Origin of the sequence: Chryseobacterium sp. Leaf405 (genome assembly GCF_001425355.1) — a bacterium.
Lineage (GTDB): Bacteria > Bacteroidota > Bacteroidia > Flavobacteriales > Weeksellaceae > Chryseobacterium.
This window is the reverse complement of record NZ_LMQN01000015.1, coordinates 896,804-916,843: the sequence shown is the minus strand read 5'-3', so window position 1 is coordinate 916,843 and position 20,040 is coordinate 896,804. Positions and strand designations below refer to the sequence as shown.

The following is a 20,040-nucleotide window of genomic DNA, read 5'->3' as shown; positions in this document are numbered from 1 at the left end:
GATATTGAATTAATTATAATAAAAAAAATCCGTCTGCACTGACGGATTTTTTTATTGCTTTTCTTTTAAAACTGTATCATAAATTGATTTCACCTGAAGATCTCCGAATCCAAAAATTCCTAATTCATTCTGAAACTTTTCGAATATGGTATTGAAGTCTGTTGTTCCGTTTTCTATTAAATTTTTAATAAAAATTTCAGGTTTAATATGTAGATAAGAATCAATGACTTCTTTCAAAAAATGAAATCCATTCGATTGATTTTCTGAAAGTTGTTCTAACGACTTTTTATCATTATTTTGATATGCTTTCCATAGATTGATGCCTAATTCTATATCTTTTTCATCAAGTGAAATTCTGGAATTTAATGATTCCTCGAGATCTGAACTTTCCGAGACAGAAAATCCTTTCCAGTTGTTTTCTTTCGTCGTTTTTGGGAAAATTCTGTAAATTTTTAAGTCTTTATCTTTTGGAAGTAGAAACAGACAAAACCATAGATTAACCTGACAAAACAAATCATCCTCAAACCAAAGATTAACTTCAGATCCATCGGGAATATTTAAGATCTTTTCAAATTCAGGAAAAGTTTTATCAAAATAATCTTCTGCTTTTACTTTATATTCATTCGAAATGAAGGAAGTTCTCAATTTCCAGAAATAGTCCAGATTATCAGCTCTTAAGGGACCAGTAACTAAAGCTTCTCTGCAGGTAATCATTTCACCAATAATTTTAGCTTCCTTTAATTGTTGGGCAAGGTAATCACCATTGGTTATGTTAAATATTGTATTCATTAGTTAGTCTTTAAACACTTGATTTTCCTGTTCCTGAACTCTAATGAAAGTTGTTCTTTTTGACAATTCTTTCAGTCTCGAAGCACCGACATACGTGCACGTTGAACGAACACCACCTAAAATATCTTTCACCGTTTCGGAAACAGGGCCTTTGTATGCCACTTTCACGGTTTTTCCTTCAGAAGCTCTGTATTCTGCCACACCTCCGGAATGTTTATCCATTGCTGTTTTAGAACTCATTCCGTAGAAAAGTTTGAATTTTTTACCGTTTTCTTCTACCATTTCACCGCCACTTTCATCATGTCCGGCAAACATTCCGCCTAACATCACAAAATCTGCCCCGCCACCGAAAGCCTTGGCAACATCTCCAGGAACTTTACAACCGCCATCAGCAATGATGTGTCCATCCAAACCATGCGCAGCATCAGAACATTCAATAATAGCTGAAAGTTGAGGATAACCGACGCCGGTTTTCACACGCGTTGTACAAACAGAACCCGGACCAATTCCAACTTTAATGATATCTGCGCCCACTAAAAGAAGTTCTTCTACCATTTCGCCGGTTACTACATTTCCGGCAATAATGATTTTATCGGGAAAATTTACCCTGGCTTTCTTCACAAATTCCACAAAATGCTCGGAATATCCATTGGCAACATCAATACAGAGAAACTCGATTTTTGGGTGTAAATTGAGGATTGTTTTTATCTTTTCTGCATCTGCTTTTCCGGTTCCGGTGCTTAATGCAATATATTGATGAATTTCTTCCGGTTGACTGTCAAGAAATTCGCTCCATTCTTCAACAGAATAATGCTTGTGAATAGCTGTAATGATTTTATCTTTTGCTAATTCCACAGCCATTTCAAAGGTTCCTACTGTATCCATATTGGCTGCGATGATCGGAGTTCCTTTCCACTTCTTTTGGGTATGCTTAAAAGTAAATTCTCTTTCTAAATCAACTTCCGAACGGGATTTTAAAGTTGAGCGTTTCGGGCGGAACATCACATCTTTAAAACCTAGCTTTATATCATATTCTATTCTCATAATTTGGAAAATTATTTTACTTAAAATTATGAAAAAGATTTAATGAAAGTTTTAAAATAATGGATTTTATAAATTCTTTATGAAAAATTATCTTGCTGATGTAATAAAAAAATAAAGCGAAACATTGTTACGCTTTACTATTTAATTTTAATCGAAATTCATTACTTCTTCCAAAGTATTCATGTATTCGTAAGCTGTTAAATCAAACTTTACAGGAACGATGGAAATATATCCATTTGCTAAAGCTGTTTCGTCGGCATCCGGAGAATCATCCATATTATTGAAATATCCTGTCAGCCAATAATATTTTTTACCGTGTGGGTTTACCCTTTCATCAAAACTTTCTTCCCATTTGGCTTTGGCCTGTTTACAGACTTTAATACCTTTGATTTCTTCCTTCGGAAGTTTAGGAATGTTCACATTTAAAACAATACCTTTTGGCATAGGGTTTTCCAATGTTCTTCTGACGATATTCTGAATATATTCTTTTGCCTGAGTAAAATCTGCTTCCCAACTGAAATCCAACAGAGAAAATCCAATCGCAGGAAGGTTTTCTACACCCGCTTCAACTGCTGCAGACATTGTTCCTGAATAAATCACATTAATGGAAGAATTTGCTCCATGATTGATCCCTGAAACAACAATATCGGGTCTTCTTGTTAAGATTTTATCAAGTGCCATTTTTACACAGTCAACAGGAGTTCCGCTGCATGAATAATCGGTTTGCGGACCTTCCAGCTGCACTTCTTCGAAGCTTAGAGTAGAATTGATGGTAATGGCATGACCTTTACCGCTTTGTGGAGAGTTGGGGGCAACCACAACTACTTCTCCGATTTCATTCATAAAACTGATAAGATTTCTGATACCAGGTGCTGTAATTCCGTCGTCATTTGTAACCAGAATAAGTGGTCTTTCCATATAAAAATTTTAATTGTAACAAATATAGCATAAAAGACTTTCTTTAAAAACCATTATGTTTAAATATTATTTGAATTTTTAAATGCTTCTCACAGTCTTTTTAAAATGGCTTTGAATCTTTTTTTATTCTTTCAATTGTACATTTTCATCATCAGAAAAGATAAAAAATCAACAGATCGCAGTTCTAATAATAAAATTCCTTAAAAATATCCGATATTAATAAATAAGGTATTAAATTTGATAGTTTGTAACGGCAAATTAAAAATTGCTACTAATTATAAGTATTAAAAAAAATTAATAAAATACAGGACCGATTTATGTGGAAAAATTTTAAGCTAAATAAATTTTTACTCCTAATTCCATTAACAAGTCTAATGTTTTGTTTCAACTCACCTAAAAATGATGATGAAAAGATGCAGACGATAATGGTGAGCGTAAAAAACACACTTTCTTATTTACATTACAGCCCAAAACCTATTAATGATGCGTATTCCAAAGATGTTTACAAGCATTATTTCGAATTGGTAGATCCCGGAAAAAGATATTTTGTGCAGTCTGATATGGATGAGTTTGGTAAACATGAAACCAAGCTTGATGATTATATCAATCAGGGAGATCTGCAATTTTATAAACTTACAATCGACAGATTATACCAAAGAGTAGATGAAATCGATAAGATTACTCAGGATATTTTCAGTAAACCGATCAATCTACAGGAAGATGAAAGTCTTACTTTAGAACCAAAGCTGAAAAAAGTTCCTGCCAACAAACAGGAACAGTATAACGAGTGGAAGAAATTCATCAAATACAATATTCTTCAGGAAATTGAATCGATGAACAGCAAAGAAGAAGCTCAGAAAGAGAAAAAAGATTCTGTTCAGAAATACAATTTAAAGGATACTATTAAATATCAGCCTCTTAATCCTGATCAAAAGCTTAAAAAAGCAACCGATGAGGTGAAAGATCTTGTAAAAGAAACCTTTACGAGATTCAAAAAGAGAAAGAAAATGGATTGGTTTACGGTATATATGAATGCTTATACTGAAGTTTTCGATCCGCATACCAACTATTATTCTCCAAAAGATAAAGACGATTTTGATACACAGTTCAAAGGAAAAGTTATCGGAATCGGGGCAATTATTCAGGAGAAAAAAGGAAATCTGTATTTGGGTGCGCTTACAATCGGAGCGCCGGCCTGGAAATCTAAACAGCTTTCCGAAGGTGATAAAATTTTAAAAGTAAAATCTAAACCGAAAGAAGATGCCGTAAATGTGGTGGGAATGCTTTCTGACGAAGCCGTTCGTTTGATCAGAGGGGAAAAAGGAACTCCGGTTACGTTAACTGTTCAGAAAAAAGACGGAACGATAAAAGACGTTACGATGATCCGTGAAGAGGTTGCTATTGAAGATACATTTGCAAGAAGTATTGTGGTAAATTCTGCAAACGGAAAAAAATATGGTTTCATTAATCTGCCAAGCTTCAATGCAGATTTTGAAGATGAAAAGGGAAGAAATGCTTCTGATGATATTAAAAATGAAATCATTAAGCTAAAAGCTCAGGGAATTGAAGGAATCATTTTAGACCTTAGAAATAATGGAGGAGGTTCGCTAACAGAAGTTGGCGATATCATGGGATTGTTCATGAATGCAGGACCTTATGTGCAGGTAAAAGACGGAAACGGTAAAATCCAAACGTTGAAAAATAAGCAGGAAACTCCGGTTTGGACAGGTCCGTTGGTGATTATGCAAAACGAACTTTCAGCTTCTGCTTCAGAAATTTTAGCCGGAGTTATGCAGGATTACGGAAGAGCGATGATCGTTGGTTCGCCTCAGTCTTTCGGGAAAGGAACGGTTCAGACATTTGTTGATTTGAATAGATTTTTAAATACGGAAGACGATTTTGGATCATTAAAATTAACGATTCAGAAGTTCTACAGAATCACAGGTGAGTCTAACCAAAGAAAAGGAATTGTTTCTGATATTCAGATGAAAGATTTCTTCACTTATGCTGAGGTTGGAGAAAGATATGATGATTTTGCATTGGCTTGGGATAAAATTCCTACAGCAAACTTCCAGAAACTGAATATTTTCAACATCCAGGCTTTAGAAAAAGCAAGCAATGATAGAATGGCTAAAAATGCTAAGTATCAATTGCTGTTAGAGTCCGCTCAATGGAGAGAACAATTGGATAAAGAAGAAACGATTACATTGAATATCAATAAGTTTAATGACGTGATGAAGCAGAGAAAAGCACAGATTGAGAAATTCAAATCTTTAACTAAATTTGAAAACGGTCTTCAATTCTCTATGTATCAAAGCGAAATTGAAAGAGAGAAAAAAGATGAAGCTTTCAAGAAAAAATCTGAAATGTGGATTAAAAATCTAAAGAAAGATCTTTATCTTCAGGAAGCAATGAATATTATTGCAGATATGAGTGTAAAACCTTAATTCTAAATAACAAATATAAAAGACCGCTAATGAAAATTAGCGGTCTTTTTATTGAAATAAATTAGATTATTTAATCTCGACACATCCAACTCTTCCTCCTGCATTTCCGGTTGGCTGAGTATGGAAATCATCGGCTGCGGCATGTACGATCATTCCTTTTCCGATGATGTTTTTAGATTCGTCTGAACATCCAAGACACCATTTATTAGTCTTGAAAGTTAAGGTAGCTACACCGTTTTGATCAGCTACAAGGTTTCCTATATCTCCCATATGGAAATGTTCTGCGCCCCATTTTCCGTGGTCATTTTTAGAAGGATTCCAGTGTCCTCCGGTTGAAGTTCCGTCTGCTGCTGAACAGTCACTTTTTTCGTGAATGTGTACGGCGTGAATTCCCGGAGTAAGATTCGTTACATCCAGTTTCATAACAACTTCATCTCCTTTTTGAGTAAACTTTGCCGTTCCTCCCGTTTGTGTGTTGCTTTTAGACAGGACTTGGTATGTATTTGTTGTTCCGCAAGAAACAGCAAACAGTGAAATTCCTGCTAATAGTACTAATGTTTTACCTTTCATTTTGAAATGATTTAAAGTGATTTTATGTTAAATTTAAACAACATTTTCCAAAGCGCATTACGATTCATGCATTTTTTCATAAATAGCAATAAAAGACAAATCTCTTTCATTCTTACTTGATACCTTTACTCTAAATATTTTGACTTTGGAAGAGCATAAAAAAAGAATAGTAAAAGCCATTCAATACATTGATAATAATCTTGGTGAAGAACTTTCTTTAGAAAAAGTTGCAGAGATTGCGGCATATTCTCCATTTCATTTTCATAGGATTTTTAAGTTGATTACAAGTGAAACGACTCAAAGTTACATTATCAGAAAGAGAATCGAAAAAAGTGCTTTTTATTTAGCATTAAGAAAGAATGTAAACATTAGTGATATTTACTTGCAATTCGGGTTTTCAAATCATTCGTCTTTCCATAAAACTTTCAAAAAACATTACGGAAAATCACCTTCGGAATTCCGGAAATTTGCACCGGAAAATTTTCATAAAATCAATTCCAAACAAAGCAAGAACGGACAAATCGATACGATTTTTGACCAATACATTTGCAATATCGAAAACTTATTAAACTGGACGAATATGAATTTAAAAATTAAAGTAACAGAACTTTCTGAAATGAATCTTGCCGCCGTTATGAGCCTTGGAGTTGCAAATGTAGAATCCTCTTTCAATATCTTAATTGATTGGGCTACAACGAAAAAATTATTCCCAAAGGAAAATGTAAAAATGATTTCTGTTTATCATGACAGTTTTAAAGTTACACCGCCCGACAAAGTGAGAATTCATGCCTGTATGTTGCTGGATGAAAAATTACAACAGCAGGAAGGTGAAGTTTTCCCCGAAACCATCGGAGCCGGAAAATTCATCATAGGAAGTGGAGAAGTCACATTGAACGATTTCGAACAATGCTGGGTGTCACTATTTTTATGGATGAAAGAAAACAATTACTCTGTCCGAAAAGCTTTCCCATTCGAAATTTATCACACTAATTTCAAAGAACATCCCGAAGGGAAAATGATTGTGGATTTCTGTATTCCCATTAATTAAAACATAATTTAATCACAGAGAAAATTCCCCACCTTTGGAGGGGTGGCGAAAATTCAAAGAATTTTTGATGGGGTGGTTAAATATTTTCAAAAAGCTAAAACATCACATTTGTCATTCCGAAAGAAGCAAAGCGTAATGAAGAATCTCTTATAATTAATGTTGGGATTCTTCCTTCGTCAGAATGATATTTACTAAATGAAAAAGATTCGATGTAGTTAAACGCCTTTACCAACGACTCAGAATCTAAATTCTACCATTCAGCAACAAAAATTTATCAACAATAAAATTTCGTCATACTTTTGAATCGAAATAAAACAGCTATGAAAACAAAATTATTATTTCTCCTCTCATTTTTTTTATTTGCGCTGAGTTTTGCCCAGACAAAAATTTCAGGGAAGGTAACTTTCAGAAATAAAGGAGTAGCAGAGGTAAATGTAACATTAAAAGATACTTACGAAGGAGCAACAACCGATGCCAACGGAAATTTCTCTTTTGAAACTTCAGAAAAAGGAAATAAATTTTTAACATTTACCCATCCAAAATATATTGATGTCGAAAAACCAATCAGTATTGAAAATCAGGAAGTTTCTGTCAATGCAGAACTGAAAGAACAGATCAATGAAATTGATGCAGTCGTAGTTTCTGCTGGTTCAATCGAAGCGAGTGATAAAAAAAGAGCAACAGCATTGTTAACACCGATCGATATTTATACAACCGCTGGAGCAGACGGACAAATTTCTTCTGCATTAACTTATCTTCCGGGAGTTCAGAAAGTGGGAGAAACAGAAGGTCTTTTCATCCGCGGCGGAACGGGAACCGAATCGAAAATTTTTATGGATGGAAGTTTGATTAACAATTATTTTTCCAATTCGGTTCCGGGAATTGCAGGGAGAGATCGTTTTAATACTTCACTTTTTAAAGGAAATGTGTTTTCCAGTGGCGGATATTCTGCTTTGTACGGTCAGGCGCTCTCCGGTGCACTGATGTTGGAAAGTGTAGATCTTCCGGATCAAAGCTCTTATGATTTGGGAATTTCTCCGATATTTTTAAATGCAGGTTTTCAGAAATTAAGCGACAATAAAAATTCATCTTTTGGAGCAACATTGGGTTATTCAAATCTAAAACTGATGCAGGAAGTTTTTAATTTTAATACTAATTTTTCAGAAGTTCCTTCAGGTCTTAACGGTGATTTTAATTTCAGAATTAAAACAAAATCAGGCGGTTTTTTTAAATATTACGGAATGTACGATTCCAACAGAATGGGAGTGACGGTAGAAAGTCTGGAACCCGAAAATGATTTTTCAAAGATTAATTTAAAAGGAAAAAATACGTATCATAATTTGTCTTTCAAACAAAAATTCGGAAAATATTTACTGAATGCGGGAACTTCTTATTCTTTCAACAGATCGGATCTTGATTTTTCAACGGTAAAAAATGATTTAGAAACCGGAAATACAAAACTATTGACAGGTGGAAATTATATCAATTTTAAAGCAGTTTTAGAACGAAAAATCAATAAAATAAGTGCTTTACGAGGAGGTTTTGAATTGAACAGTACGAGCGAAAAACTCAACTTCAATGATTTTGTTGATAAGCATTATAAGGATTTAATTTCATCAGCTTTTGTGGAAACAGATTTGGGTTTCAGTAATTATTTATCTGCCAAAATAGGAGTGAGAGCAGAGCATTCTTCTTATTTGGGAAAAAGCAATATTGCGCCGCGTTTTGCATTGGCTTACCGTTTGGCTAAAGACTGGACAACCTCTTTCGCTTACGGGCTTTTCTACCAGAATCCTGAAAGTAAATACATCAACGGTCCTGCAAATCTGGATTTTCAGCAGTCGCAGCATTATATTTTCCAGGTTCAGAGAACTACGGAGGGAAGAAGTTTAAGGTTTGAAGCTTTTTATAAAAAATATGATGATTTGTTGAAAGTTAAAAATCTTGAATATAAAGACGGACAAAATCAGTTTGTACAGACTGCCGATAATAATAGTGGTTATGGCTACGCAAAAGGACTGGAATTATTCTGGAGAGACAAGAAAACGATTGAAAATTTTGATTATTGGATCAGTTATTCATTCCTGGATTCCAAAAGAGATTTTATGAATTATCCGGTAAGTTTAAAACCAAATTTTGCTTCTGAACATACAATTTCTGCGGTGGCGAAAAGATTTGTTCCAAAGTGGAAAACGGGTTTCAATCTTTCTTATACGTATGCTAAAGGTCGACCATATTACGATATTGCAACGCAGAATATTAATGGAGAATCTGATTATTACGTAAGAAATGAAGGAAGTTTAAGAGATTATAATGCATTAAATTTCAGTATCAATTATCTTCCGAATCTGGGTAAGAAAGATTCAAAAGCATTTACAGTTTTGGTGTTAAGTGTATCCAATATTTTGGGCTCGAAAAATGTGTATGGATATAATTTTTCAATGGATGGAGCCAGAAGTTCGGCGGTCGTTCCTCCGGTAAATACTTTTGTTTTTGTGGGAGCTTTTATCAGCTTTGGAGTTGATAGAACGCAGGATGCCATCAATAATAATTTGTAAGAATCTCAATAAATCATAATTTTAATGATTTAATTATATAAATTAAATACATATCTTTGATTAAAATATAAGTTAACCTTAAAAAAATAAAAAATGAAAAAATATCTATTAAGTTTTGCTTTAGCTTTTATGAGTATAACTGCTTTTGCTCAGGCAGATTACGAAAAGGCAATGAAAGAAAATATCGCAAAAATTGAAACGTCTAAAACGCCTGAAGAATTTAGTACTTTAGTTAATAATTTTCACAGACTTATAGCAAAAGACGAAAACAATTGGTTGCCATTTTACTATGCTGCATTAGCCAATGTTCAGAAAGGAAGAGCGCTAATGAGAGAAGGCAAAACTGAAGATCTTGATTTCGTTGCGAGCCAGGTAGAAAAATATATAGGTGCTGCTTCTCACGTAGCTCCGACGGACAATGCCGAAATCCATTTGGTAACGAAAATGATGTATTCTTTAAGAATGATGGCAAATCCTCAGCAAAGATATATGACAGACGGTGTAAAAGCGACAGAAGAACTTAAAATAGCTGAAAAATTGGATCCAAATAACCCAAGAATCGCTTTGATTAAGGCTGAAGATACGTACTTCACACCTGAACAATACGGAGGAAGCAAAACAAAAGGAATAGAACAGTTCAAAGAAGCTTTGGCGAAATTCAATTCTTATACTCCAAAATCAGAATTAGAGCCAAACTGGGGTAAAGCGGAAGCGCAATATTTCATTAATGGTGCTAAAAAATAATTTTATAATATTTCAACGTATAACCTTCCGATTACGGAAGGTTTTTTTTATGCAGTTCGGTCACAAAAAATAACAGTTCAGCGAAAAATAATTTTTAATACTTTTAATATCGACTAATTTTGAACCAAGAAAATTAATAATGAAACGCAAGAACTTTATTACTTTATGTTGGATTTCGTTGGCAACATCCGTATTTTTCTTCTTTGTTCTTACAGAAGAGAAAACGTTGGAGAATTTCATGTTGACGATTCTTATCTCCTTTATGTATTCATTCGTTTTGGGGATAGGAAACGGAATGCTCAACGACTTTCTCAACAAAAAGTTTCCTTGGTCTGAGGCAACAACAAAAAGAGCGATTATAAGCATTATTTCGATCTTGATTGCCAATTTTATCTTGGTTTATTTTTGCAATTACATGAATTTTGTGATTTTTCAGAAAGATGCGACAACGGAAGAATATTTTTCAGGAAAATATAATTATATCAATTGGTTTACGATCAATATTGCTCTTTTGATTTCGGCTTTTCTTCATGCCAGAGGCTTTATGGAGGAACTGAAAAAAACTTCCAAAAAAGAAGTTGTTGAGCAGAAGCTGATTGCAAAATCTGCAAACGCTCAATTTGAAAGTTTAAAGAATCAGTTAGATCCGCATTTTTTATTTAATTCATTAAATGTTTTAAGTTCATTAATAGACGAAAATCCGAAACAGGCGCAGAAGTTTACTGCTTCAATGTCAAAGATTTACAGATACGTTCTGGAGCAGAAAGATAAAGAATTGGTAACGGTGGAAGATGAATTAGAGTTTGCTAAAACATATTGTGATTTGCTAAAAACAAGATTTGAGGACAGCGTAGATTTTATTTTTGACGTTAAAAAAGAAGATTTCCGCAGATTTGTTGTCCCGCTTTCGTTGCAGCTTTTGTTGGAAAATTGTATTAAACATAATTTTGCGACTTCATCAAAACCTTTATTGATTAGAATTTTTTCCGAAAATGATACGCTTTGCATTGAGAATAATCTTCAGGTAAGAGAACAGATTAAGGAAAGTTCGGGAATCGGTTTGTCAAATATTGTTCAGCGTTATGCATTGCTTACGAAACGAAATGTTTTCATCGAAAAATCTGAGGATTATTTTAAAGTAAAACTTCCGATTTTATCTGCCAAACCCAATGTTGGAAGTGAAATAATGGAAGACAAAGATAAAGCCTACGAAAGAGCCCAAAAAAGAGTAAAAGAGATTAAAAGTTTCTATGGAAATTTAATTTCATACTGTATTATCATTCCGTTTTTAATCATTATTAACTTAATTACAAATCCGGATCATATTTGGTTTTTTTACCCGATGCTGGGTTGGGGAATCGGGGTGATTGCACACGGAATGAATGTTTTTGCGATCGGTAAAAATTGGGAAGAGAAAAAGATCAGAGAAATTTTAGAAAAACGAAATAAATTATAAAACAATATTATCATGGAAAATATAAGCAAAGACGATATCAGATACAAAGAGGCGGAAAGACAGGTGAGAAAGATTAAGAAGTTTTATACTTTTTTATTCATTTATTTCGCGGTCAATATCTTTATTTTATTCCTGAATTACAGAGATTTAAAACCGGATGAAACCATTTGGCAGTTGAGATATTTCTCATTACCTATTTTCTGGGGAATTGCTGTTGTTATTTATGCGATGCGGGTTTTTATTCCCGGTTTCATGTTGGGGAATAATTGGGAGGAAAGAAAAATTAAAGAATTAATGGATAAAGAAAAACAACAGTAAGTACAAAATTCACCAATGAAAACACTACAAATTCTTTTTGCCATTTCTATGGTTGCCTGGTTTCTAAGTGAAATTCTCTACAAAAACATCCTAAAATCCAACGATAAAGATAAAAAAGGAAAAGATAAATCGACTTTGAATCTCCTCTGGATTGCCATTCCGTTTTCTATAGCGAGTTCTGTTACGATTTCTTATCTTACAAAATTTCCGATTACTGATGAGGTTTGGATCTATTATCTGGGTGTATTTTTTCTATATATCGGGATCATTTTAAGATTTATCATTATCAGATCTTTAGGAAAATATTTCACAGTTGATGTAACCATTCGGGAGAATCATCAAATTAAAAAAGAAGGGTTTTACAAATACCTGAGACATCCGTCGTATGCTTTTTCTTTATTAACATCTCTTGGACTTGGATTATATTTGAATAACTGGCTGTCATTGGTTCTGGCTTTTGTCCCGACTTTTATTGCTTTTAGCTATAGAATTACCATTGAAGAGCGTGTTTTGATTGAGCAATTCGGCGAAGAATATTTGGAATACAGAAGGAAAACGAAGAAATTGATTCCATTTATTTATTAGCAAAAAAATAAAAACGATCCCGACTCTCCATTGAGTCGGGATTTTTACAATTCAGTCTCTAAATTCTACGGTTCGGTCATATAAAATTGATTTGAGGTGGTTTTCCGTCATACATTTGTCTCAACAAAAACAAACAACTAATCTTTAAAAATATCAATTATGGAAACGATCATTAACAAAGAAGAATTAGCTTACAGAAAAGCAGCAAGAAGAGTAAAAGAATTAAAAGGATTCTACGGAAACCTTACCTCCTACTGTTTGGTAATTCCTTTCTTAATCGTATTAAATGTCATTACAGACGCAAGTCATTTATGGTTTTTCTGGCCGATGTTAGGATGGGGAATTGGTCTTTTGGCACACGGAGTAAATACTTTCGGAATTGGAAGAGCATGGGAAGAAAAAAAGATCAAGGAACTTATGGAAGAAGAAAGAAAAAATTCAAAAACACTTTAGTTAATAAACAATAACTTTTTAAAAATTAATACAATGGATTACAATCAAGCACAACAAAGAGTAAACGATTTAAAGAAATTTTATAAAAGCCTTTTATGGTTTGGAATCGTGGCAGTAATTATTTTTTCAGATGATATTTGGGAAAAAGGAATCTTCAATTTTTCACTTTGGGACGGATCTGTGATTCTTTTAATCTGGGGAATTATCTTAACGGTAAAAGCTGTAAAATTATTTATTCTTGATTCCGATTGGGAAAGAGATGTTATTGAAAAAGAGATGAGAAAATCGAAAGAACCTCTGAAATTTTAAAAACTAATGATTTTTGACTATTCTTATTTCTGAATTTAAAATTAAAACTGATCATTGATGATAAAAACTGTCATTATAGAAGATGAAAAACCGGCTTCAAGGAAAATTGAAAGAATGCTGAATGAATTTCCTGATATTGAAATTGTTGCAAAAATAGAATCGGTAGAAGAAGGCGTAGAGTGGTTTTCCAACAACGAGCATCCACAGCTTATTTTTTCAGACATTGTTCTCGGTGACGGCTTATCGTTTGATATTTTTGAAAAAATCCCTACAAAAGCATTTATCATCTATACCACTGCTTTTGATCAGTATACTTTAAAAGCTTTTAAACTTAACAGCATCGATTATCTTCTGAAACCGATTTTAGATGAAGATCTGGCAGTGGCAATTGAGAAATTCAAATCATTTCTTCCTTCAGAAAACTCTGTCAATTCTCAGGAAATTAAGCAGTTAATTAAAAAAGAAAAGACAACACTTTCCAGAATTTTGGTTAAAATCGGATATAACCTGAAAATTGTTCAGACGCATGAAGTGAGCTGTTTTTTCAGTGAAAATAAAATTGTTTATCTACAGACTCAGGAGCGAACATATCCCTCAGATTTCACTTTGGATGAACTGGAAGATGTGCTGGACGAAAAGAAATTTTTTCGGGTCAATCGACAGTTTATGATTAATTCAGATTATATTAAAAATATTCACACTTCACCCAATTATAAGGTGGAACTGGAGTTTCAGCCGGAAGAGGAAATTACCGTGAGTCGTGATCGTGTGAAAGATTTTAAAGATTGGCTGGTGAGTTAATAACTATCTGTAATCAATCCTGTTAGATTCTGTGTCTTCAAGCTGTTGAACAATAGATTTGGGAATTTCTTCACTGCCAATAGGGTAGCTTAAAGAATCTGGAATAAATGTTTTCCGGTCTGCTTTCTGAAAGATTTCAAACAAGGCAATCGGTTCCTGATTAAAACTGATACACGTACTTATAAAATGCAACTCATGGAGCTTATAATCTGGATTTTTCAGCTTTTCCTTACTGTCTTTTATCCTTGAGATAAAATGTCTTTGGCGGATAAACGTATTGCTGTTCATGATAATGAAAACATAATCGGAATAGGCAGTTAATTTTCCAAAATACTTGTGACGGTCGCCACCGCTTCTTTCAATGAAATATTCGCCCGACGTTTCAGATTTATAGATCTCTGTTGCAGAACGCCAGATTCTATCTTCTTTAGCCTGTAAAGGGCTTTCCGGAAGATTTCTGTTGTAAGAATACCAACAGCCGACTAATCTGTCGAGCAATTCTGTATTTTGTTTTACATTATCCATATCAATTCTTAAATCATTGAAATTAAATGATTCTGTATTTGAATTAATAAATTCAATATAATTTGAATAACCTAAAACTTTCACAATCAGACTTAATTTTGCCAGATTCGGTTTGCTTAAAATAGCATTTTCATTATATTTTTTTAATTTATTGATAATCAAATGCTCGTATAAATAATTGGAACCTAGTAATTCGGGTTCTTTTTTTATCTCTTTTTCAGTATTATTGCTGATAATTAGATCATTGAGTTCGGCAACAATGTATGACCATTCCGTTTTGGAAACATCTCCCCAATGGTTTTTCTTTAGAAAATGCTGACTCAGAAAATTCATTAATTTTTCCAGATGCTGAATGTCTTCTTTTTTCATAAGACTAATATAAGATTATTTTAAAACTAAAAAAGACTATTGCAAGACTTTTATATTTTCAAATCCAATGATATTTGAGTAGACATAAAAGTTAAAACAAATGGAAACAAAAATCTTAATACAAAATGATCCACTTTGGAACAGACTTCAAAGTTTTTCATTAGACCAACCAAATATTGATTTTCCCTTTTCAAAAAAGTTGTCAAAAGAAGAAAACTGGACTGAAAATTTTACTAAAAAAGCGATAGAAGAGTATAAAAAATTCGTTTATCTCTGTTGTGTTTTGCCAAACGGAGCTTCACCGAGCGAAATCGTGGACAAAGTATGGCACATGCATCTTATTTATACTCAGAATTATTGGGAAGAATTCTGCCCGAATATTCTGCAACATAAACTTCATCATTATCCTTCGAATGGCGGGGAAAATGAAAACGAAAAATACAAAAATTGGTTTCATGATACTTTGCATCATTACGAAGAAATTTTTGGTAAAAAAGCTCCAGAGAATATTTGGTTAAGTAAAAAAGATAGATCGAAACGAAGCAAATTCTGGATGAATGATTTTAAAATTCTTTCGATTTTTTTAATTGCTTTTCTATTAAATTCTTGTTCAGGTGGAGTAGGTAATATTTTGTCTTTCATATTTATATGGATTCCTGTAATCATTCTTTCAAAAATTATTTTTTCATGGATTTTCAATAACAATGATAAGAGTGGAAATGACAAAGATGGTGGATCTTCAGGAAGTTGTGGAGGAAGTTCATCAAGTTGCAGTAGTTCCTGCGGAAGCAGTTGCGGAAGTGGATGCGGCGGATGCGGTGGTGGTGGAGATTAAACGAAAATCGACATATTATGAAAAAAGTACTCATTCATGCAACTCCGGTTTTGTTGAGTTTTATTTACCTTTTTATTATCAATTATACAATAAATCCAATTACTTTAAAAGGTCCTTACTTTCTCAAATTCTATTTAATCCTGATTCTCGGATTTTATGCTTCGGTTTTCATGTTGAAAATATTCGGAGAAACCATTTCGAAAATTACTTTTTACTTTCTGATTTCTATTTTTCTTTTGGGAATTGTAAAATTAATCAAAGGGATTTTCTTAGAAAAACCTGTCGGATTTTTAATGATGATTTTAATAATAGAATTGATTGTAATGCTGATCATTAATGTATTTAGAGTAAACCATAAGATGAAATAAATATTTTGTAATTATTTAAAAAAAACAAACCCGAAACAAAAGTGCTTCGGGCTTATTAAATAATTTAAATTTATCTTCTGAAAGGTTTGTTAATGGCAACCTCTCTGTCTTTGTGAAAACCATTTCTCTGATATTGCGCATATTGATCTTTAGAAAGTATTCTTCTCAATTTGGCGTCATATTCTCTTGCGGTCAGTCTTTGTTTTGATAGTGCGAAAATTTCTTTTTCCTGACGCTGACTTAATTTTAACCTTCCGTAATCTCTATGATGATATTCTACTTTATCATTTCTAAAACCACCTCTTCCTTGTTGTGCGTTTGCTGCGAATGCAATAAACAAACCTGCCACTAAAACTAACTTTTTCATAATAATCAAATTTTAAGATTTATATTCTGTTTTTCTTACGGTAGAATAAACAATAGATATGCCTGAAATAATCACAAATAAAGGCTTATAGAAGTATAAGCCTTTTTTATAGATGAATGATAAAATTTTGTAGACGAACTGGAAACTATTTCATTAAACTGATGTTGGTAAGACCTCCGTCTGCTAGAATTTCGGTTCCTACGATAAACGAAGATTCGTCTGATGCCAAAAATACGGCAGCATTTCCGATGTCAGAAGGAAGTCCTTGTCTGCCGACAGGAGTACTATCTACCCATGCTTGTTTTACCTGTTCCAATTGCTCCTGCGGAACTAATTTTGCGAAAACGGGAGTATCAATTGAACCTGGTGAAAGTGTATTTACTCTTATTTTTCTGGGCAATAAATCTAATGACAATCCTTTTGCCAATGAAATGATGGCAGCTTTTGCGGCACCATAAACTGTCATTCCTGGAGCGGCACGATGAGCAGCACTTGATCCAATTAGAATCACAGAAGCACCTTCGTTTAGATAAGGTAATGCTTTTTGCACAGAGAAATAAGCACTTTTCAGATTCAAATCCATGTATTTATCGTAGCTTTCTTCAGTTACTTCATCGATTCCGCTTAATGGAATGCCATCGACAACACCTCCAGCATTTACAACCAAAACATCAATATTGCCAAATTTTTCAACCGTTTCTTTGAATATGTTTTCCAAATCATCAATATTGGTAACATCTCCTTTAATCCTAATAAATTCTTTGTCTAAAGCTTCTACCGAACTCTCTAGGGTTAATTCATTTCTTCCGGTAATGGAGCCTACTGCGCCTTCGTTTTTGAATGCTTGAGCAATTCCGAATCCGATACCGCTATTTCCTCCTGTGATAACGGCAACTTTATTTTTTAATCTATTCATTTGTAATTTTTAAATTACTATAAACCATAAATACCTCCTGAAACGGCAATTTGTTCACCCGTAATCCATCCGGCATCATCGGAAGCTAAAAATACAGCAACTTTTGCAATATCTTCGGGCTGTCCAGTGCGTCCAAGTGGAGTCGTTGAAATTAATTTCGCTTCAAATTCACTTCCGATAAAACCGCCACTGCGAGAACCTTCTGTTTCTACAACTCCGGGCAAAATAGAGTTGATTCTGATATTTCTTCCTGAGAATTCTTTCGATAAAGCAACCGTAAAAGCATCTAATGCGGTTTTTGTAGCAGAATAAACTGAACCTGTAGGAAGGGGAGTTCTACTTACTCCGGAACTGATATTAATAATATTTCCGCCTTTTTCGCCAAACAATTTTAAAGCAGATTGAATTGAGAAGATAGAACCCAAAACATTAATATTGAATTGCTGATGAAATGTCTCTGCAGTTACTTGTTCGATGGGTTCATAATTATAAATTCCGGCGTTGTTTACTAAAATATCTAAAGTTCCGAAAGCTTTTTTTGTCTCATCAAAAAGTCTGATGACATCTTCTTGTTTTGAAACATCACCTTGTACAGCGATTGCAGTGCCTCCTGAATTTTTGATTTCATTGACCACTTTATCTGCATCTGCTTTACTTGATGCATAATTCACGACTACTTTTGCTCCTTCTGCTGCAAAATGTTTTGCGATGGAAGCACCTATTCCTTTGGAAGCACCTGTAACGACAGCTACTTTATTTTCTAATTTGCTCATTGTTTTTGTATTTAAAACTTTAAAGCAAAATTATCACATTTTAATTTATTTTAGTAACTTTGTTACGAAAAGTAACGGTAACAACGGAGTAACGTTGTAACCTAAAAGTAACCAGCTTATGAGTTGTCAACCTCTAAAAACAGAAGAGCACAAGAAAGAAATAATGGCCGTTCAGGATTCTATGGATGTACTGAATGGGAAATGGAAAATATCTATCATTTCTTCAATCTGTTATTACAACAAAAGAAGATTTTCGGATATACTGAATGATGTAGTGGGAATTTCTAATAAGATGCTGAGCAAAGAATTAAAAGAGCTGGAAATCAATAAACTGATTAAGAGAATAGTTTTAAATACTCAGCCCATTACCGTACAATATGAGCTTACATCACATGGTAAATCCTTGCAGACAATCATCAATAATTTAAGAGACTGGGGAATGAAGCACAGAAAAGAGATTATCGGAAATACATCTCCAAATGACAGTGAACATGAATTAGAAAAAATAATTGAAAAAGAAATGTAATGCATTAAAAAAAGAAAAGACCCTTTAAAGGTCTTTTCTATATTATGAAATAACTCCGCTTCCTAAAAGTTCATCATCGATGTACCAGGCGGCAAATTGCCCTTCTGCGATGGCTGATTGTTCGTTTTCAAATTCAACATAAAATGCATCTTCGAACTGATAGATTGTTGCTTTCTGCAATTCCTGTCTGTATCTGAATCTTGCCATTACTTCCATCGATTCTCCGTTTTTTAATCGTAAATCTTCTCGTACCCAATGTAATTCAGGATTATCGATTTTCAACGCTTTTTTGAAAAGTCCGGGAAATTTACCACCTTCACCAACGAAAATAATATTGTTTTCCATATCTCTGGAGACGATAAAACAACTTTCTTTGTGTCCGCCTATTCCTAATCCCTTACTTTGCCCGATCGTAAAAAATTGGGCGCCCTGATGCTTTCCAATTACTTTTCCGTCAGCTTTTTTATAATCGATTTTTCTGCTTAAATATTCTAATTCTTCTTTTTTTGAAGAAAATTCAGGGGTTTCCTGTGCAAAAAGTGGCGAATCTTTGAAAATCTCTACAATTTCACCTTCTTTTGGAATCAATTGTTGTTGTAAAAACTGTGGCAGACTTACTTTTCCAATAAAACATAATCCCTGAGAATCTTTTTTATCAGCGGTAACCAGCCCGATTTCTTTAGCAATTTCTCTTACCTGAGGTTTTGTTAATTCTCCGATCGGAAACAATGCTTTTGATAACTGATCCTGATTTAACTGACATAAAAAATAGGATTGATCTTTGTTATTATCCTTTCCGGCTAATAGATGAAAAATTTCTTTTCCATTTTCATCAATCGTTGAATCTACTCTTGCATAATGTCCGGTTGCCACTTTATCAGCGCCTAAAGACATCGCCGTTTTCATAAAAACATCAAATTTGACTTCTCTGTTGCATAAAACATCGGGATTCGGAGTTCTTCCGCGCTGATATTCATCGAACATATAATCAACAATTCTTTCCTTGTACAGATCGCTCATATCGATTACCTGAAATGGAATTCCAAGCTTCTGAGCGACCATTAATGCGTCATTACTGTCCTCAATCCATGGACATTCATCTTCCAAAGTTACGGAAGCATCGTTCCAGTTTCTCATAAACAAAGCCACCACTTCATGACCTTGTTGTTGCAGCAAATAAGCTGTTACGCTGGAATCTACACCTCCTGAGAGGCCTACTACTACTTTCATTGTATTTCAATTTTACGAAACTCTTAACGGGAGTTCTTAGTTTGACGCCGCAAAAATACAACTAAATATATTCGTAAAAAAACCATAATTT

At 33.7% G+C, this 20,040-nt stretch carries 22 protein-coding genes; 13 read left to right on the top strand and 9 right to left on the bottom strand.

All coding sequences use genetic code 11. The features are described from left to right. Positions 1–51: 51 nt before the first annotated feature. The 3 genes from ASG22_RS14090 to surE all read right to left on the bottom strand — a co-directional run bounded on the left by ASG22_RS14090 (position 52) and on the right by surE (position 2,751). A complete protein-coding gene (locus ASG22_RS14090) occupies positions 52–789 on the bottom strand; it encodes a DUF1835 domain-containing protein (RefSeq protein WP_055985798.1) in 738 nt (245 codons plus the stop codon). Positions 790–792: 3 nt separating this feature from the next. After that, a complete protein-coding gene (locus ASG22_RS14085) occupies positions 793–1,833 on the bottom strand; it encodes a GMP reductase (RefSeq protein ID WP_055985795.1) in 1,041 nt (346 codons plus the stop codon). A gap of 147 nt (positions 1,834–1,980) precedes the next feature. Next, the gene (gene surE / locus ASG22_RS14080; RefSeq protein WP_055985792.1) at positions 1,981–2,751 is read right to left on the bottom strand and encodes a 5'/3'-nucleotidase SurE; all 771 of its coding nucleotides are present in this window, start codon (positions 2,749–2,751) and stop codon (positions 1,981–1,983) included. Positions 2,752–3,068: 317 nt separating this feature from the next. On the opposite strand from surE, the gene ASG22_RS14075 reads away from it, so the two are divergent. Continuing rightward, on the top strand, positions 3,069–5,198 hold the full coding sequence (locus ASG22_RS14075; protein WP_055985789.1) for a carboxy terminal-processing peptidase: 2,130 nt from the start codon (positions 3,069–3,071) through the stop codon (positions 5,196–5,198). Between the two features lie 66 nt (positions 5,199–5,264). Here ASG22_RS14075 and ASG22_RS14070 read toward each other — a convergent pair whose 3' ends face one another. Continuing rightward, entirely contained in the window at positions 5,265–5,768 is a 504-nt protein-coding gene (locus tag ASG22_RS14070) for a superoxide dismutase family protein (protein ID WP_055985786.1), read from the bottom strand. A gap of 145 nt (positions 5,769–5,913) precedes the next feature. On the opposite strand from ASG22_RS14070, the gene ASG22_RS14065 reads away from it, so the two are divergent. From ASG22_RS14065 to ASG22_RS14025, 9 genes are all read left to right on the top strand, one after another. After that, complete coding sequence (locus ASG22_RS14065; RefSeq protein ID WP_055985783.1) at positions 5,914–6,816, top strand: GyrI-like domain-containing protein; 903 nt, start codon at positions 5,914–5,916, stop codon at positions 6,814–6,816. A 320-nt stretch (positions 6,817–7,136) separates the two neighbouring features. Then, entirely contained in the window at positions 7,137–9,374 is a 2,238-nt protein-coding gene (locus ASG22_RS14060) for a TonB-dependent receptor (protein ID WP_055985780.1), read from the top strand. A gap of 93 nt (positions 9,375–9,467) precedes the next feature. After that, complete coding sequence (locus ASG22_RS14055; RefSeq protein WP_055985777.1) at positions 9,468–10,118, top strand: hypothetical protein; 651 nt, start codon at positions 9,468–9,470, stop codon at positions 10,116–10,118. Between the two features lie 139 nt (positions 10,119–10,257). Beyond that, positions 10,258–11,574: a 2TM domain-containing protein gene (locus ASG22_RS14050; RefSeq protein ID WP_055985774.1), complete on the top strand. Its 1,317-nt coding sequence runs from the start codon at positions 10,258–10,260 to the stop codon at positions 11,572–11,574. Positions 11,575–11,586: 12 nt separating this feature from the next. Then, positions 11,587–11,892 carry a 2TM domain-containing protein gene (locus ASG22_RS14045; RefSeq protein ID WP_055985771.1) on the top strand — a complete coding sequence of 102 codons (306 nt, stop codon included), beginning with the start codon at positions 11,587–11,589 and terminating at the stop codon, positions 11,890–11,892. Positions 11,893–11,907: 15 nt separating this feature from the next. After that, entirely contained in the window at positions 11,908–12,477 is a 570-nt protein-coding gene (locus ASG22_RS14040) for a methyltransferase family protein (RefSeq protein ID WP_055985768.1), read from the top strand. A 159-nt stretch (positions 12,478–12,636) separates the two neighbouring features. Continuing rightward, on the top strand, positions 12,637–12,930 hold the full coding sequence (locus ASG22_RS14035; protein ID WP_055985764.1) for a 2TM domain-containing protein: 294 nt from the start codon (positions 12,637–12,639) through the stop codon (positions 12,928–12,930). 33 nt (positions 12,931–12,963) lie between these two features. Then, positions 12,964–13,239: a 2TM domain-containing protein gene (locus ASG22_RS14030; protein ID WP_055985763.1), complete on the top strand. Its 276-nt coding sequence runs from the start codon at positions 12,964–12,966 to the stop codon at positions 13,237–13,239. Between the two features lie 57 nt (positions 13,240–13,296). Then, positions 13,297–14,040, top strand: a complete 744-nt coding sequence (locus ASG22_RS14025) for a LytR/AlgR family response regulator transcription factor (RefSeq protein WP_082505013.1) — start codon at positions 13,297–13,299, stop codon at positions 14,038–14,040. Between the two features lie 3 nt (positions 14,041–14,043). Here the strand turns inward: ASG22_RS14025 and ASG22_RS14020 are convergent, their stop codons facing one another. Continuing rightward, complete coding sequence (locus ASG22_RS14020) at positions 14,044–14,934, bottom strand: hypothetical protein (RefSeq protein WP_055985760.1); 891 nt, start codon at positions 14,932–14,934, stop codon at positions 14,044–14,046. Positions 14,935–15,034: 100 nt separating this feature from the next. Here ASG22_RS14020 and ASG22_RS14015 point away from each other — a divergent pair, with 100 nt between their 5' ends. Together ASG22_RS14015 and ASG22_RS14010 are read left to right on the top strand one after the other, a co-directional pair. Continuing rightward, positions 15,035–15,769 (top strand): glycine-rich domain-containing protein, encoded by a 735-nt coding sequence (locus ASG22_RS14015; RefSeq protein ID WP_055985758.1) that lies wholly within the window; start codon positions 15,035–15,037, stop codon positions 15,767–15,769. Between the two features lie 17 nt (positions 15,770–15,786). After that, complete coding sequence (locus tag ASG22_RS14010; RefSeq protein ID WP_238586921.1) at positions 15,787–16,137, top strand: hypothetical protein; 351 nt, start codon at positions 15,787–15,789, stop codon at positions 16,135–16,137. A gap of 70 nt (positions 16,138–16,207) precedes the next feature. On the opposite strand, the gene ASG22_RS14005 is transcribed toward ASG22_RS14010, so the two are convergent. The 3 genes from ASG22_RS14005 to ASG22_RS13995 form a co-directional block, all read right to left on the bottom strand. Then, entirely contained in the window at positions 16,208–16,504 is a 297-nt protein-coding gene (locus ASG22_RS14005) for a hypothetical protein (RefSeq protein ID WP_055985754.1), read from the bottom strand. A 145-nt stretch (positions 16,505–16,649) separates the two neighbouring features. Further along, positions 16,650–17,420, bottom strand: a complete 771-nt coding sequence (locus tag ASG22_RS14000) for a glucose 1-dehydrogenase (RefSeq protein WP_055985750.1) — start codon at positions 17,418–17,420, stop codon at positions 16,650–16,652. A 17-nt stretch (positions 17,421–17,437) separates the two neighbouring features. Continuing rightward, positions 17,438–18,193, bottom strand: a complete 756-nt coding sequence (locus tag ASG22_RS13995; protein ID WP_055985747.1) for an SDR family NAD(P)-dependent oxidoreductase — start codon at positions 18,191–18,193, stop codon at positions 17,438–17,440. A 118-nt stretch (positions 18,194–18,311) separates the two neighbouring features. Between ASG22_RS13995 and ASG22_RS13990 the strand changes: the two genes are divergently transcribed. Then, on the top strand, positions 18,312–18,719 hold the full coding sequence (locus ASG22_RS13990; RefSeq protein WP_055985746.1) for a winged helix-turn-helix transcriptional regulator: 408 nt from the start codon (positions 18,312–18,314) through the stop codon (positions 18,717–18,719). 42 nt (positions 18,720–18,761) lie between these two features. On the opposite strand, the gene mnmA is transcribed toward ASG22_RS13990, so the two are convergent. Next, the gene (mnmA, locus tag ASG22_RS13985; protein WP_055985742.1) at positions 18,762–19,949 is read right to left on the bottom strand and encodes a tRNA 2-thiouridine(34) synthase MnmA; all 1,188 of its coding nucleotides are present in this window, start codon (positions 19,947–19,949) and stop codon (positions 18,762–18,764) included. Positions 19,950–20,040: the final 91 nt, after the last annotated feature.